At 72.2% G+C, this 14,575-nt stretch carries 14 protein-coding genes; 7 read left to right on the top strand and 7 right to left on the bottom strand.

Annotation, left to right across the window (positions count from 1 at the left end; translation table 11 throughout):
- Positions 1-11: 11 nt before the first annotated feature.
- Positions 12-158 carry a hypothetical protein gene (locus tag AAHG09_RS23255; protein ID WP_342109882.1) on the bottom strand — a complete coding sequence of 49 codons (147 nt, stop codon included), beginning with the start codon at positions 156-158 and terminating at the stop codon, positions 12-14.
- Positions 159-310: 152 nt separating this feature from the next.
- Here AAHG09_RS23255 and metX point away from each other — a divergent pair, with 152 nt between their 5' ends.
- The 3 genes from metX (at position 311) to cysC (ending at position 4,502) form a co-directional block, all read left to right on the top strand.
- The gene (gene metX, locus AAHG09_RS23250; protein WP_342109881.1) at positions 311-1,516 is read left to right on the top strand and encodes a homoserine O-acetyltransferase MetX; all 1,206 of its coding nucleotides are present in this window, start codon (positions 311-313) and stop codon (positions 1,514-1,516) included.
- Positions 1,513-2,217: a methionine biosynthesis protein MetW gene (gene metW / locus AAHG09_RS23245; RefSeq protein ID WP_342109880.1), complete on the top strand. Its 705-nt coding sequence runs from the start codon at positions 1,513-1,515 to the stop codon at positions 2,215-2,217. Before metX ends, metW begins: the two co-directional genes overlap by 4 nt.
- Positions 2,218-2,654: 437 nt before the next feature.
- The gene (gene cysC, locus AAHG09_RS31985) at positions 2,655-4,502 is read left to right on the top strand and encodes an adenylyl-sulfate kinase (RefSeq protein ID WP_412760080.1); all 1,848 of its coding nucleotides are present in this window, start codon (positions 2,655-2,657) and stop codon (positions 4,500-4,502) included.
- A 14-nt stretch (positions 4,503-4,516) separates the two neighbouring features.
- Here cysC and AAHG09_RS23235 read toward each other — a convergent pair whose 3' ends face one another.
- From AAHG09_RS23235 to AAHG09_RS23225, 3 genes are read right to left on the bottom strand one after another with little or no spacing between them, the layout of a single operon-like run.
- Positions 4,517-5,848 carry a sensor histidine kinase gene (locus AAHG09_RS23235; RefSeq protein WP_342109879.1) on the bottom strand — a complete coding sequence of 444 codons (1,332 nt, stop codon included), beginning with the start codon at positions 5,846-5,848 and terminating at the stop codon, positions 4,517-4,519.
- Entirely contained in the window at positions 5,845-6,513 is a 669-nt protein-coding gene (locus AAHG09_RS23230; RefSeq protein WP_342109878.1) for a response regulator transcription factor, read from the bottom strand. Before AAHG09_RS23230 ends, AAHG09_RS23235 begins: the two co-directional genes overlap by 4 nt.
- A 9-nt stretch (positions 6,514-6,522) precedes the next feature.
- Entirely contained in the window at positions 6,523-6,825 is a 303-nt protein-coding gene (locus tag AAHG09_RS23225) for a PepSY domain-containing protein (protein ID WP_342109877.1), read from the bottom strand.
- 111 nt (positions 6,826-6,936) lie between these two features.
- On the opposite strand from AAHG09_RS23225, the gene AAHG09_RS23220 reads away from it, so the two are divergent.
- Positions 6,937-7,512, top strand: coding sequence for a thermonuclease family protein (locus AAHG09_RS23220; protein WP_342109876.1), 576 nt, complete (start codon positions 6,937-6,939; stop codon positions 7,510-7,512).
- Positions 7,513-8,029: 517 nt separating this feature from the next.
- Here AAHG09_RS23220 and AAHG09_RS23215 read toward each other — a convergent pair.
- A complete protein-coding gene (locus AAHG09_RS23215; RefSeq protein WP_342109875.1) occupies positions 8,030-9,016 on the bottom strand; it encodes a catalase family peroxidase in 987 nt (328 codons plus the stop codon).
- 251 nt (positions 9,017-9,267) lie between these two features.
- Positions 9,268-11,511, bottom strand: a complete 2,244-nt coding sequence (locus AAHG09_RS23210) for a lytic transglycosylase domain-containing protein (protein WP_412760081.1) — start codon at positions 11,509-11,511, stop codon at positions 9,268-9,270.
- 278 nt (positions 11,512-11,789) lie between these two features.
- Between AAHG09_RS23210 and dapA the strand changes: the two genes are divergently transcribed.
- The 3 genes from dapA (at position 11,790) to AAHG09_RS23195 (ending at position 13,815) form a co-directional block, all read left to right on the top strand.
- Positions 11,790-12,689 carry a 4-hydroxy-tetrahydrodipicolinate synthase gene (dapA, locus tag AAHG09_RS23205; protein ID WP_342109873.1) on the top strand — a complete coding sequence of 300 codons (900 nt, stop codon included), beginning with the start codon at positions 11,790-11,792 and terminating at the stop codon, positions 12,687-12,689.
- A 16-nt stretch (positions 12,690-12,705) separates the two neighbouring features.
- A complete protein-coding gene (gene smpB, locus AAHG09_RS23200; RefSeq protein ID WP_342109872.1) occupies positions 12,706-13,179 on the top strand; it encodes an SsrA-binding protein SmpB in 474 nt (157 codons plus the stop codon).
- Between the two features lie 66 nt (positions 13,180-13,245).
- A complete protein-coding gene (locus AAHG09_RS23195) occupies positions 13,246-13,815 on the top strand; it encodes a peroxiredoxin (RefSeq protein WP_342109871.1) in 570 nt (189 codons plus the stop codon).
- Between the two features lie 16 nt (positions 13,816-13,831).
- On the opposite strand, the gene AAHG09_RS23190 is transcribed toward AAHG09_RS23195, so the two are convergent.
- Positions 13,832-14,473: a LabA-like NYN domain-containing protein gene (locus AAHG09_RS23190; RefSeq protein WP_342109869.1), complete on the bottom strand. Its 642-nt coding sequence runs from the start codon at positions 14,471-14,473 to the stop codon at positions 13,832-13,834.
- Positions 14,474-14,575: the final 102 nt, after the last annotated feature.

Raw genomic sequence — 14,575 nt, 5'->3', positions numbered from 1 at the left:
GATCGTCGTCATCACGGGATGGAGGGGTACAGGAGCCGGATTTCCGAAAGCGGCCGGGTCGGCATGGCCTGCAGGGTCGAACCCGCCCGGATGCGGGCTTCGCGGGTCTTGGCCTGAACCAGAGCGACCGGGCGGCCGAACCCCGCTGCGCGGCGCATCACTCCGACTGGCGCGGGGCGCGCGTTGACGCTCGCCGCCCCGCGCATTACCTCCAACCCTCGCTGGCCGCATCGGGCGAGGGCGGCGCGTGCGGCGAAACCGTGCTCCCCCGGTTCGGCCCTGCCCGGAGACACGGTCGTCTAGACCCGCCATGGACATCCAACCGGACACGGCCCTCCGGCCGGACCCGATCGACGAGCCCGCCCGACGCGCCTCCGAGCGCTCGCAGGCGCTCGACCCGAAGAGCCCCGTCGCCCGATTCGGCGCGGACCGGCCGCTGCTCATGGATGCGGGCGTCGAACTCGCGCCCTTCCAGATCGCCTATCAGACCGCCGGCACCCTCAACGCCGCGCGCTCGAACGCGGTGCTGATCTGCCACGCGCTGACCGGCGACCAGTACTTCGCCCACACCCATCCGGTGACCGGCAAACCCGGCTGGTGGGAGACCCTGGTCGGCCCCGGCAAGCCGATCGACACGGACCGCTACTTCGTCGTCTGCTCGAACGTCATCGGTTCCTGCATGGGCTCGACCGGCCCGGCCTCGATCGACCCGGCGACGGGCCGGCCCTACGGGCTGAACTTCCCGCTGGTGACGATCCGCGACATGGTCCGCGCCCAGGCCATGCTGCTGGAGCATCTCGGCGTCCACGACCTGTTCCTGTGCATCGGCGGCTCGATGGGCGGGATGCAGGTGCTGCAATGGGCGGCGCTCTATCCCGAGCGGGTCTTCGCCGCGATGCCGATCGCCACGGGCCCGCGCCATTCGGCGCAGAACATCGCATTCCACGAGGTCGGCCGGCAGGCGATCATGGCGGATCCCGCCTGGGCGGACGGGCGCTACCTCGAGGAGGGCACGCGCCCCGCCAAGGGCCTCGGGGTCGCGCGGATGGGCGCGCACATCACCTATCTCTCGGAGCCGGCGCTGCATCGAAAATTCGGCCGCCGCTTCCAGGGCGGCTCGGCGCCGACCTTCTCGTTCAACGCCGACTTCCAGATCGAGAGCTACCTGCGCCACCAGGGCCTGAGCTTCGTCGAGCGGTTCGACGCCAACGCCTACCTCTACCTCACCCGGGCGATGGACTACTTCGATCTCGCCGAGGACCATGGCGGCGTGCTCGCCAACGCGTTCCGGGGCACCCGGACCCGCTTCTGCGTGATCTCCTTCACGTCGGACTGGCTGTTCCCGACCCGCGATTCGCGGGCGATCGTCCACGCGCTGAACGCCGCCGCCGCGCCGGTCGCCTTCGTGGAGGTCGAGAGCGACAAGGGCCACGACGCCTTCCTGCTCGACGAGCCGGCGATGTTCTCCGCCGCCCGCGGCTTCATCGACGCGGCCGCCCGGGCGCGCGGCCTATGAGCGGTTCGACCCTCGGCAAGTTCGACCACGGCGCCCCGTGGGAGCATGCCGACGCCCTCCCCCACGCCGGAGACAACGGAACGCCCCGGGTCGATCACCTCGTGGTGCTGGGCCTCGTCCCGGCGGGCGCCCGGGTCCTCGACATCGGCTGCGGCGACGGCTCGCTGCTGGCGCTCCTGCGCGACCGGCGCGGCATCGACGGGCGCGGGATCGAACTGTCCCGGGAGGGCGTGAACGCCTGCCTCGCCCGGGGCCTCTCGGTGATCCAGGGCGACGCCGACACCGACCTCGCCAACTACCCGGACGGGGCCTTCGACGTGGTGGTCCTGTCCCAGACCATCCAGGCGACCCGCAACCCGCGGGTGGTGCTGGAGCACCTGCTGCGGATCGGCCGGCAGGTGATCATCTCGTTCCCGAATTTCGGGCACTGGCGGGTCCGGTCGGAACTCGCCTTCCGCGGGCGCATGCCGGTCACCGAGATCATGCCGGATGCGTGGTGGGAGACCCCCAACATCCACCATTGCACGATCCGCGACTTCGTCGGGCTGTGCCGGCTGATCGGCGCCCGGATCGAGCACGCCACCGCGCTCAACGCCCGCGGCCGGCCGATGCGGTTCTCGATGCCGTGGTGGGTCTGGAACCTGTTCGGCGCGCAAGGCGTGTTCCTGCTCCGCCGCGACGGCGCCGAGGGCGGGCGCTGAAGCGCTGCCCGATCGCGGAGCTCACGGTACACGCACAAACCCGCAAAGCGTGATCCGGCATTCCAGCCCTCCCCTCATCCTGAGGTGCCGGAGCGAAGCGAAGGCCTCGAAGGACCCCGCCAGGGATCGCGCGGCTGGCTGGAGCCCTCGTTCGACGCTCGCTGCGCGGTCATTTCAGCAGGAGGGGAAGGATGGGATGCGATCGCGCCCGGTCGTGTCGCTTCGGCCGTGCGGCCTGGATCCATCCGCGACATGTCCTGAAATAGACCAGAAACGGAGCTTGGCTATTTCTGGTCGCGTTCCCGTGATCGGACCGTGATTACGGATCTACTCGGCTGTGTTTCCCGGATATTCGCATCCGCGCGTCGCGCGTGGACTGTGCTCTGCCGTGCCGACACCGTCCGGGATCATAGAATCCAACAGGGTCGACAGGACACGTGCGACGCGCAATCGTGCATATCGGGATGCCGCGGACCGGCTCCACCGCGTTCCAGGAGGTGCTGGCGCGGCTGCGCCCGCGCCTCGACGCCGTCGGGATCTGCTATCCGAAGCTGAGCCCCCCTGGCGCCCCGGACAGCCTCGACGTCAACCACCACCGGCTCGGCCAGGGGCTCGACCGGCGCCGTCCCGAGGCGGAGCGCCGGGCCGGCCTGGCGCGGCTCGACGACACCCTCGCCACCACCCGGGCGGACACGCTGATCCTCTCCTACGAGGATTTCGCCGTGCAGCGGGCGCGCTGGCGCGTCCCCGAGGTCCTGGCCGAGATCTGCACGCGGCACGGCTTCGCCCTGGAGACGGCGCTCGTCGTCAAGCCACAGGTCGAGCAGCTGGCCTCCGCCTACGCCCTGCGAACCCAGGTCGTCGCTGAGGGCCGCACCTTCCGCGGCTTCCTGCGCGTCGAGGGCGTCTCGGGGCGCTACGATTATGCCGCCCTGCTGGAACCGTGGCGCCAGGTCTCGCAGGGCCGCGTGACCGCCGTACCGTTCCGCGACTGCCGGTCGGACGCGCCGCTCCTCGCGCGGCTGATCGGCGGCCTCGGCCTGAACGATCGCCTCGCCTCGCTGCTGACACCGGCCGATCTGGAATACCGGACCAACCGCAGCTCGGGCCCGCTCGCCGTCGAGGCTGCGCGCCGTCTCTACCGGCACGGTGTGCATCGGCAGGTGATCGGGCATCCGCGGCAGCTCGGCCATGTCGTCGATCGCTGGGCCTGGGCGCGGGGGTTGGATTCGGACCGGTTCCGCGGCGCGGCGCCGGAGGGGCTGGCCCGCGTCGCGGCGCGCTACGCCGCCGCCAACGCGCGGTTCGCCGCCGCCTGCTGGGGCCGGCCCCTGGGATACGGTCATCGCGGCCGCGCCGGCCGCACCCCCGAACGAACTCGCCGCCCGGCCGGTCGCGCCGGAGACGGAGGCCCTGATCGGCGCGATGATGCGGGCGGCGATGGATCACGTCGCCTTCCGGGCGCCCGCCCCCTGGCGTCAGCGGGCAGCCTTCCTCCTGGGGGAATGCAGGGAGCGCCTGGGCGAAGCGGTCGGATACCCGGCCTGGCGCGTGCCCTGACGCGACCGCGCGACCCGCGCGGCGGTGTTCGACCACCGGCGGCCCCGTCCGCCATCCGGCCTCAGGCGATGGAACTGTGCGTCTTGCAGAAGATCCCGACCGACGCGCCTTCGCGCCACGTCACGTGGCACCGGCTCCAGCCCCGGGAGGATCGATGGGCACGCCTCGGCCAGGGCCCCGTCATCGCGTGGCTGACCGGCCTGTCGGGGGCCGGCAAGTCGACCCTCGCGGCGGCGGCCGACCGGACCCTGGTGGCCAGCGGCCGGCACAGCGCGGTCCTCGACGGTGACAACCTCCGACACGGCCTGAACGCCGACCTGACCTTCACGGCGCAGGACCGGTCCGAGAACGTCCGCCGCACCGCCGAGGTGGCGCGGCTGATGGCGGAGGCGGGCTCGGTGGTGATCGTCTCGCTGATCTCGCCGTGCCGCGCCGACCGGGCGCTGGCCCGGCGGATCGCCAGCGACATCCCGTTCGTGGAGGTGTTCGTCGACACGCCGCTCGGCCTGTGCGAGGCCCGCGACCCGAAGGGCCTGTACCGCCTGGCCCGGGCCGGCCGGATCCCGGACTTCACCGGAATCTCGGCCCCCTACGAGGCGCCGGAGCGGCCGGACCTGACCATCGCCACCGAGGGCCGCACGACGCAGGCCTGCGCCCGGACCTTGAGCGCGCTGCTCCTGCGCCTGAGCCGGCCGGTTGCGGGCAGGGTGAAGCCGCGGCCCTGAACGGTCGGGACGCCCTACCCGCCCGGCCACGTCAGCTCTGCCCGCAGGCCGCCCAGCTCCGAGCGCCCGAACGCCAGCTGCGCGCCTGCGGCCTCGGCCACGTCCCGGGCGATCGCGATGCCGAATCCCGTGCCCGGCCGGGTCTCGTCCCAGCGCTGGCCGCGGCCGATGCCGGCGATCGCCGCCGCGCTCATGCCGGGGCCGTCATCATCCACGGCGAGGCTCAGGCGCTTGGCGTCCATCGCTCCGGTGAGCCGCACGCGGCGGTGGGCCCATTTCCGCGCGTTGTCGAGGAGGTTGCCCAGCACCTCCATCAGCTCGCCCTCCTCCCCCGGATAGGCGAGCGTGTCCGGCACCGACACCGCCCAGGCGAGGGAATCCCCCTCCGGCAGCCGGCGCAGGGTGGCGACCAGCCGCTCCGCCACCGGCGCCACCCGGCAGGAGCGCCGCCGCAGGTCGCCGGAGGCGGCGATCCGCGCCCGGGCGAGCGCCCGCTCCACCTGCCCGCCCATCGCCCGGGCCTGCTCGGCGATCTCGGCCGAGAGGATCGGATCGGCGTCGGTCCGGCGCGCCAGCGCGTCAAGGACCGCGAGCGGCGTCTTGAGGCCGTGGGCCATGTCGGCGGCCGCGTCCCGGGCGCGGATCAAAGCCCGCTCCTGCGCGTCGAGGAGCCGGTTGAGATCTGCGACCAGCGGCCGGACCTCATCGGGAAAGTGCTCCGGCAGCCGCGTCCGCGTCCCGGCATGGACCGCCAGGAGATCCGCCTGCAGCACCCGGAACGGCGCCAGTGCCCGGCGCACGAACAGCGCCATCGCCAGGGTCAGCACGACGAACAGGGCCACCAGTGCCGGGACGAGCAGGCGCAGGAAGGTCGTCCGGCTCGCCGCGAGGTTGCGGCGATCCTCCGCCACGATCACCCGCAGCTGAGTCTCGGCGCCGCCCGGCCCGATCGTGAGCGGCTGGACCACCGCGATGAGCCGGCCGCCATCCGGCCCGGTCGTGTCGATCGTGCCCGCCGCGTCCGCCTGGCCCAGATCCAGACTCCGGTCCCAGAGCGAGCGCGACCGCAGGACGTGCGATCCCGCCTCCACCTGCCAGTAGAGTCCGCCATACGGCGTGGCGAAGCGCGGATCGGGCGGCTCCCGGGACAGCGTCGGGCGCCCGTCCGGCGCGAGGCCGACCCGTCCGGCGATCAGCTTGGCGGTCCGGTCGAGCCCGTCGGCGGTGCGCGCGTCGAGCACCCGGTCGAGGATCACGGTCAGCCCGATCCCGGCGAGCAGGAGCGCCAGGGCGATCAGAGCCGCCGCCGCGAGGCCGAGCCGCAGGCGCAGCGAGTGGCGGCTCACGGTCCGTCCGGCGCCGGGACGCAGTAGCCCTGGCCGCGCCGCGTCTCGATCACCCCCGGGCCGAGCTTCCGGCGCAGGCGGGTGAGCAGCGCCTCCAGGGCGTTGGCCTCGCGCTCCGTGCCGACCCCGTGGAGGTGGTCGAGCACCTCGCCCGCCGGCACGACCTGCCCCGGCCGGTGCAGCAGGAACGACAGGAGCCGGTATTCCAGGGCGGTCAATTCGGTCGGGCGGCCGTCGACGCTGACCGCCCGGGTGCGGGTGTCGAGCTCCACGGCGCCGGCGCGCAGGATCGGCGAGGCATGCCCGGCGGTGCGCCGCAGGATCGCCCGCAGGCGGGCGACCAGCTCCTCCATGCGGAACGGCTTGACGAGGTAGTCGTCGGCCCCGGCATCGATGCCCTCGACGCGCTCGCGCCAGCCGTCCCGGGCGGTGAGGATCAGCACCGGCAGGGCGATGTCGGCGGCGCGCAGCCGGCGCAACACCCCGAGCCCGTCGAGGCGCGGCAGGCCGAGGTCGAGCACCATGGCGTCGTAGGGCTCGGTCTCGGCGCGGAACCACGCGGCCTCCCCGTCCGCCACCACGTCGGCCACGTAGCCCGCCCGCTCCAGCCCCTGGCGGATGTCGGCGGCGATGCGGGGCTCGTCCTCGACGATCAGGACGCGCACGGATGTCCCTCAATCATCGTCGTCATCGTCCAGAACCTTGGCCGAGCGGGCATCGACCTTCACGGTCCGGCGCTTCCCGTCGGCGCCGAGGATGCGCAGCTTGTAGCGCCAACGCCCGTCGTCGCGCTTCAGATCGACCGACACGACGTCGCCCGACACCGCTTCCCGGGCGGCGCGCAGGATCTCGTCGAGGGGGCGGATCTCGCCCTTCTCCAGGGCCTGACGGGCTCGGTCGGCGTCCTCGGACGCCGACGCGGGTGCGCTGCCGAGGACGGCGAGCAGGCAGAGCAAGGCGGCGCGGCGGGCGTTCATGCGGGCACGCGGTCGCACAATCCGCCTGACGGGAGGCTGACAGGCGCCGTCAGGATGGCGGGGCGGGGCTTCGGCACAAGGGGGCCATACCCCGTCCGGAGACCTCAAACCATGTCGCTGATCCTCGGTGCCCTCCTCGCCTGCGCGGCCGGCGTTGCCGGCACCCTCCTCTGCCCGGACGAGAAGACCGGACGCTCGCGCCTGCCGCTCCTGGCGGCGCTCCTGGCCGGCGGCCTCGCGTGGCACGCCCCCGCCCGGGCCGGCGAGGTCCTGCAGGGCCCTGCCCAGGTGATCGACGGCGGGACCCTCCGTGTCGGCGCACGTCAGGTCGGCCTCTACGGCGTCGTGGCGCCGGAGACCGACCAGACCTGCTCGGACGCGCAGGATCGCACCTACGCCTGCGGCCGGGACGCGGCCCGGGCGCTCGCCGACCATATCGGCGGGGCGACGGTCGCCTGCGAGCCGCGTGGTGCAGACAGGGCGCTGTGCCGGATCGGCGACGAGGATCTCGGCGCCTGGATGGTCGCCAGCGGCCTCGCCGTGCCCGGGCGCGACGCCGCGCCCGCCTACACGGCGGCCGCCGACCGGGCCTGGGGGCGTCGCCTCGGCCTGTGGTCGGGGGTGTTCCAGGACCCGGCCGAGCGCCGCGGCCGTCACGCCGCGGCGGGGCTGCGCGACGCGGGCTGACGTTGGTCCGGGTTTCGAAAGGGCGAGCCCTTTCGCGGGTGCAGGGCGGAGCCATGCTGTCGGGCTTCGCCCGCTGTCGGGCTTCGCCCGCTGTCGGGCTTCCCGCGACGATGGGCTTCGCCCGATGTCGGGGCCCTGCCCCGACACCCCGCCAAAGGGCTGCGCCCTTTGGGATCCCGGAGCGGCCGGCGGATGGGAACGCTCCCGGGTGCACCCGGTTGGTCCGGCAAGCCCAGCTCGCCGATGTACCGCGGAGGTCCCGTGAGACGCCTGACAACGACAGTCCTGCTCGCCGGACTCATCGCCTGCGCTGCGGGCGCCGCCTCTGCTGCGGAGGACAGGAGCACACAGACCGCGCCCGGCCATCGGGACGGCGCACCCACGACCAGTATGGGCGCCGGCGGCCTGACCGGAACCGGCGCCACCCGGGACGGGGCTCGGACCGCTCCCGACACGGCGCAGACAGGCGGCGCGAAGCCGCCCTCGGCTCCGGCTCCCGGGACCACCCGCTAGTCGGCTACTGCGAGCGCCGGCTGAACGAGACCGCGTAGGCCTGCACCCGGGCGTCGATCAGCGGATCGTCCGAGACCTCGATCCCGTCGGTCAGGTTGTTCGGCATGAACAGCAGCGCCTTCTCGGCCTCGGCGCTGTCCGGCACCGCCTTCGACACGGTCAGCGTGCCGAGATCGACGGTCTTGCGGTCGACGGGCCAGGGCTTGGTGGCGTCGTTGGTCGGGTCGCCGGCCTGCGCGAGCTGGGCCAGGACGCGGAACTTCGCCGGCTCCTTGGCGACGCGGGGCCCGATCTCGCCCATCAGGAAGTTCGGATCACGCTTGGCCGCATCCTCGGGTGGCAGGATCTCCTCGCCCTGCACCGGCTCGATGCGGAAGCGGAACGGCTGCCGCTTGCCGTCCTTGTCCACGAAGATGAAGGCGTTGACGCCATTGTAGGTCTGCCGCGCGAGGCTCGACGGGGTCTTGGCGGTGCCGCCCGCGGTCGCGGCGGCCGGGTGGGACGCGGCGAAGCGCTCCAGCGCGGTCGGATGGGCGGCGTTCGGCCCGCTCTCGGCGACCGCCTTCAGGAGGTCGCGAAACTCCTCGCCGGTGGCCACCGGAAAATACTTCAGGGAATTGGTGACGACATCCATCTCCGCGCCGTCGCTGAGCTTGAACTTGAGCGCGAGGCCGTGCGGATTGGCGTTGGCCGCGCCGTCCGGGATGGTCGGCACGCCGGTGGCGTCGGAGAAGCGGATCGTCACCGGCACCGCCGGCCCCTGGAACAGGGAGGCCTTGCTGATCGTGGCGGCTTCGGCCGACGGGGTGAAGCTGCCCTCCGCCACCACGCCCTTGGCGTGGTTGGCCCGCGCCCCCGGATGCTTGCCGAACAGCGTGTTCATCACGTCGATCGTCTGCTCGGCGGTGGAGGCCTCCTGGGCCAGGGCCGGTGCGGCGGCCACGAGCGCGGTGCTCAGCAGGAGGGCGAAACCCGATATCGAACGCAGCATGAGGATCCTCTCGGCAGCCACGGCCCGCCCGGGCCGGTCCACGCGGACCGGACCATCTTCTAGGGAGAGAATGGCCGAAGGCACAACCGCAAGCTTCGCCGCGGCGACGCGCCGGTTACATCCCGGCGGCGCGGGGGGATCTGCGCCTCGTGCTCAGACGCACTCACTTCGTTCATGCGAGTGAGCACTAGCCCATTGTTCCAGCGTCAATTTTTCCAGGCTCGGCTGAAGCCTCCGTCTGGATCGATGCACTAGCGCGCGCCGCGGTGCAGGTCGCCGTCGATCAGCAGGGCGCTGCGGCTGTCGAGCCGGGAGCGGTAGACCTGCAGGTTCTCCATCACCCGCTGCACGTAGTTGCGCGTCTCGGTGAAGGGGATGCGCTCCACCCAGTCGATCACGTCGACGCCCGGCTTGCGCGGGTCGCCGTAGGCGTCGATCCACTTCTTCACGTTGCCGCCGCCCGCGTTGTAGGACGCGAAGGCCAGCACGTAGGAGCCGCGCCAATCCTCCATCAGCTCGCCGAGATGGGCCTGCCCCAGCTTGGCGCAATAGGCGGGGTCGCTGGTCAGGCGGTCCACGTCGAACGCCGCCGAGACCCGGCGGGCGGTGCGCTGGGCGGTGGCCGGCATCATCTGCATCAGGCCGCGGGCGCCGACCCCCGACTGGGCGCGGGGATCGAACTGGCTCTCCTGCCGGGCGATGGCGTAGACCATGGCCCGCTCGACCTGCGGCACCGCCGTGTAGGTCTCGTAGGCCGGGATCCCGATCGTCGGATAGGCGTGGGCGTCGAGGGGCAGGCCGCGCTGCACCGCGAGCTTGCCGATCGCCACCAGGGCGCGGGGATCCTTCATGTCGGTGGCGAGGTCGCCGAGCGCCTGCAAGTCGCGCGGGTCGGAGAGGTCCCGGGCGGCGTCGATGTACAGCGGCAGGGCGAGATCCTTGATGCCGGCCTCGCCCAGCATCCGGAGGGCCCGGACGTAGAGCCGCCCGTCGAAGGCCTGCCGCTCGGGCCCTTCGAGGTCCGCGGGGGCCCGCAGGGGCAGGCTGGTCTGGCCGAGCTGCGCCCGCGCCACCTGCCCGTAATAGGCGATCGGCTGCAGGGCGGCCGTCTCGTAGAAGCGCTTCGCCGCGTCCCTCTGGCCGAGCGCCTCGGCCGCCCGGCCCTGCCAGTAGGCGGCGCGCGCCACCGAGATCGGGCTCTCGGCGATCGTGGCCATCTGGGCGAAGTGCTGCGCGGCGGCGGCCGGATCGCCGGTGAAGCGCAGCGCGATCCAGCCGGCGTGGAACGCGGCCTCGATCCGCTTCTCCGGCGTGCGCGCCGCCTGGGCGCTCGCCACCACGTAGGCGGTCTTGGCGTCGCCGAGGTCGAGGAGCTTGCGCGCCACGATCCGACGCTCGACCCACCATTCGTCGCCGTCGACCAGAACGTCCGGGTTGCTGGGCGCCGAGGCGAGGATGGCGGCGGCCTCCTCGGGCTTGTCGGCCCGGCGGAAATACTGCGCCCGGGTGAAGATGTAGGAGGCGTCGCTCCGCAGCGACGGCGGCACGGCGGCCAGCGCCGCGGCGGCCCCGGAGGACTTGTCCTCCACGGCCCGGCGGGCGCGCACGAGGCTGGCATAGGCGCCCCCCGCGTAGCCGGCCGCCCGGCCGGCGCTCTCCCAATCGTCCTTCAGGAGCGCCCGCTCCATCCGGTAGCGGTGATCGACCCGGGTGAGCGCCTCGGGGAAGGCGTCGAGCACCTTGGCCTCCAGGCTGCGCCCGAAGCTCTCGGTGCGCCAGAGGTCGCGGACCATCTCGGCGGCGTCCCCCTCGTAGCCGTCGGCGCGCAGCGCCAGCGCCAGGGCGAACTTGCCCGGCGCGCTCGCGGGCTTCGCCGTGGCGAAGAAGGCCCGCACCATCGCGGGGGGCTTGCGCTCGGAGAGCAGCGCCTCCTCGGCCCGGCGCCGCAGCAGGGGGCCGGCCGGCCAGTCCGGATTGGCCCGGGCGAACGCGACCGTGCGGTTGAAGCCGATCCCGGCGCCCGCGCGGATCGCCACCCATTCGAGCAGCGCCTTCGCGGCCGGATCGGTGAAGCCGTCGCGCATCCGGTCGCCCTCCGCGACCCGGCCCTTGCGGTAGAGGTCGATGGCGCCGCGCAGCAGCGTCGGATCGGTGTCGCCCGAGATCTTGGGGCGCGCGGGGTCGGGCACCTCGGGAACCGGAGCGGCCGGTGCGACGGCGGCGTCGGGCATCGGGAAGGCCACGGGGGCGTCCGGATCGGCGGACGCGTAGGCCGAGGCCGCGGCGGGCAGTCCCCGGGCGGGTTCCTCGGCCTTCTCGTCGGAGACGTGGACCGGGTCGAGCTTCAGGGCGTCGGCGGCGACCGGATCGGCCGCCTTCTCGGCGCTCCGGACCTGCGCGGTGGAGAGGGCGGCATCGCTCGCGGGCGGCGTCGGCTGCGTCGCGGCGGCGTCCGGGCCGGCCGGGCCGGCAAGGGCGACGCCGACGGTGGCGATGAACGCGGCGGCGGCGAGGGTCGTGCGCTTCGGAGCAGGCACCTTGGGAGTGGGCGTCGTGGCCGCGGATCGGATCACGGAGTCCCCCTGCTGCTCACCGGGGCGGGAAAGGCCGAGGATCGGGCGGAGACCATAAAGATCGCGTTAACCGTCGCGACGATCTGTTTGCGCGCCGTGGCGCGATTGCCTATGTCTGCCCGTCCGCGCCCGTAAGGTGCGGACCACGCACGGCGCCGAGAACGCCGGAACCCCAGCAGGGACCCTTTGGGACGCCTGAGATGACCGAGATGACCGGGAGCCGCCTGCGGGGCTCGCTCACCGCGCTTGTGACGCCGTTCCGCGACGGCGCCTTCGACGAGGACGCCTTCCGGAAACTCGTGCGCTGGCAGATCGAGCAGGGCAGCCACGGCCTCGTGCCGACCGGCACCACCGGCGAGAGCCCGACCCTGACCCATGCCGAGCACGACCGGGTGGTCGAGGCCTGCATCGACGAGGCGGGCGGGCGCGTCCCGGTCGTGGCGGGGGCGGGCTCCAACTCCACCGCCGAGGCGGTCGAGCGGGCGCAGCATGCCGAGCGCGCGGGGGCCGACGCCGTCCTCGTGGTGACGCCGTACTACAACAAGCCGACGCAGGAGGGCCTCTACGCCCACTTCAAGGCCGTCAACGATGCGGTCGGCATTCCGATCATCATCTACAACATCCCGCCGCGTTCCGTCATCGACATGAGCGTCGAGACGATGGCCCGGCTCTTCGAGCTGAAGAACATCGCCGGCGTGAAGGACGCGACCGCCAAGATCGACCGCGTCAGCCAGCAGCGTCAGGCCATGGGCGACAGCTTCATCCAGCTTTCGGGCGAAGATGCGACGGCCCTCGGCTACAATGCCCAGGGTGGCCACGGCTGCATCTCGGTGGTGGCGAACGTCGCGCCCCGGCTCTGCGCCGACCTTCAGGAGGCGTCGCTCTCGGGTGACTACGCCAAGGCGCTGACGATCCAGGACCGGCTGTTTCCGCTCCAGGCCGGCCTGTTCGCCGAAGCCAACCCGGCGCCGGTCAAGTACGCGCTGGCCCGGCTCGGCCATATCGCCGAGGAGCTGCGGCTTCCGATGGTCCCGGTCTCCGCGGCAACGCGGCGCATCGTGGACGACGCCCTGCGGCACGCCGGCCTGCTGGAAGGCTGAAGAGAGTCACAGACGAATGGCCCCGAAACCGGAGCCCGGCCGGCGCATCGTCGCCGATAACCGCGCCGCGCGTTACCACTACACGATCGAGGACACGCTCGAGGCCGGCATCGCGCTGACCGGCACCGAGGTGAAGTCCCTGCGCGGCGGCAAGGCGACGATCGGCGAGGCCTATGCCGGTCCCTCCGGTAACGACCTGATGCTGTTCAACGCCTACATCCCGGAATATCTGGAGGCGAACCGTTTCAACCACGACACCAAGCGCCCGCGCCGCCTGCTGCTGCACCGCCGCCAGATCAACAAGCTGATCGGCGCGACCCAGCGCCAGGGCTACACGGTGGTGCCCCTGAAGATCTACTTCAACGACAAGGGGCGGGCGAAGGTCGAGCTGGGCCTCGGCAAGGGCAAGCAGGCCCACGACAAGCGCGAGGCCGTGAAGGAGCGGGACTGGCAGCGGGATCGCGCGCGGCTGTTGCGGGATCGGGGGTAAGGACGGACCACGCTTCTGCCCGGCCCGATCTCGGGATAGCTTCACCGCTTCCGAGCGGAGCGACCCATGCCATCCAACCCCGACGTCCTGCCCGCCGACCTCCCCGCCCCCATCGACGACGGCGCGGCCGATCACCTGCGCGGCATGCGGCTGCCCGACGTAGCGCTGACCGCCACGGACGGCGGCACGGTCTCGCTGGCCCGGCTCACAGGCCGCACCGTGGCCTACGCCTATCCCCGCACCGGCGAGCCGGGAAAGCCGGGTCTGACGCCCGACTGGGATGCGATTCCCGGTGCCCGGGGCTGCACGCCGCAGGCCTGCGACTTCCGCGATCACCACGCCGAGCTGACCGCGAAGGGCGTCGCCCAGGTCTACGGCCTCTCGACCCAGACCGGCGCCTACCAGCGGGAGGCCGCCGAGCGGCTGCGCCTGTCGTTCCCGCTGCTCGCCGATCCGCACCGCGCCTTCGCGATGGCGGCGCGCCTGCCGGTCTTCGAGGCCGGCGGGCAGGTGCTGCTGCGCCGCCTCACCCTGGTGATCGACGACGGCGTGGTCACCCAGGTGTTCTACCCGGTCTTCCCGCCGGACCGGAGCGCCCGGCAGGTTCTCGACTGGCTCGACGGAACGGGCGCCTGAGGCGCCAAGCCGGGCCTCACTCCTCTTCGGGCTCCGGCTGGCGGATGCCGTAGCGGTTCTCCAGGCTCGGGCTCGCCCGGCCCTCGCCGCGATAGCGGCTCGACGCATCGCCCGTGGCCCGGGCCGGCCGCTCGTTCGGTTCGCGTCCGATCCGCCCCGCGAGGCTCGCCAGATCGACGAACTCGTCGGCCTGCCGCCGCAACTCGTCGGAGATCATCGACGGCTGCGTCTGGATGGTGGAGATCACCGTCACCTTGACGCCCCGCCGCTGCATCGCCTCGACCAGCGAGCGGAAGTCGCCGTCGCCCGAGAACAAGATCATGTGATCGATATGGGCACTGAGTTCGAGGGCGTCGATCGCCAGCTCGATGTCCATGTTGCCCTTGTACTTCCGCCGGCCCATGGAATCGGTGAACTCCTTCACCGGCTTGGTCACGACGCGATAGCCGTTGTAATCGAGCCAGTCGATCAACGGGCGGATGGAGGAATACTCCTGATCCTCGATCATCGCGGTGTAGTAGAATGCGCGGAGAAGATTCTCGCGCGACTGGAATTCCTTGAGCAGTTTCTTGTAATCAATGTCGAAGCCGAGGGCCTTGGTGGTCGCGTAGAGGTTGGCGCCGTCGATGAAGACTGCGCTGCGCTGCGTGGCTGTCATGAACAGATCAAATCCTGAAACATAGGGGTGACGACAAATCGTCTTCAGTAACGGCCGAGATCCAATCGAGGCGTCGGGCCGGGGTTGAATTGGCCCGATCGA

Source organism: Methylobacterium guangdongense, assembly GCF_038442355.1.
Taxonomy (GTDB): Bacteria; Pseudomonadota; Alphaproteobacteria; order Rhizobiales; family Beijerinckiaceae; genus Methylobacterium; species Methylobacterium guangdongense.
The sequence above is the reverse complement of the archived record's forward strand: the minus strand, read 5'-3'. Positions and strand labels throughout refer to the sequence as shown.

What these genes read in the sequence shown, in the direction of transcription:
- AAHG09_RS23225 (WP_342109877.1), bottom strand. Translation starts at nt 6,825, where the DNA reads ATGAACGCCCGCCGCGCCGCCTTGCTCTGCCTGCTCGCCGTCCTCGGC.
- metX (WP_342109881.1), top strand. Translation starts at nt 311, where the DNA reads ATGGACATCCAACCGGACACGGCCCTCCGGCCGGACCCGATCGACGAG.
- metW (WP_342109880.1), top strand. Translation starts at nt 1,513, where the DNA reads ATGAGCGGTTCGACCCTCGGCAAGTTCGACCACGGCGCCCCGTGGGAG.
- AAHG09_RS23195 (WP_342109871.1), top strand. Translation starts at nt 13,246, where the DNA reads ATGCCATCCAACCCCGACGTCCTGCCCGCCGACCTCCCCGCCCCCATC.
- AAHG09_RS23190 (WP_342109869.1), bottom strand. Translation starts at nt 14,473, where the DNA reads ATGACAGCCACGCAGCGCAGCGCAGTCTTCATCGACGGCGCCAACCTC.
- dapA (WP_342109873.1), top strand. Translation starts at nt 11,790, where the DNA reads ATGACCGAGATGACCGGGAGCCGCCTGCGGGGCTCGCTCACCGCGCTT.
- AAHG09_RS23215 (WP_342109875.1), bottom strand. Translation starts at nt 9,016, where the DNA reads ATGCTGCGTTCGATATCGGGTTTCGCCCTCCTGCTGAGCACCGCGCTC.
- AAHG09_RS23255 (WP_342109882.1), bottom strand. Translation starts at nt 158, where the DNA reads ATGCGCCGCGCAGCGGGGTTCGGCCGCCCGGTCGCTCTGGTTCAGGCC.
- AAHG09_RS23220 (WP_342109876.1), top strand. Translation starts at nt 6,937, where the DNA reads ATGTCGCTGATCCTCGGTGCCCTCCTCGCCTGCGCGGCCGGCGTTGCC.
- smpB (WP_342109872.1), top strand. Translation starts at nt 12,706, where the DNA reads ATGGCCCCGAAACCGGAGCCCGGCCGGCGCATCGTCGCCGATAACCGC.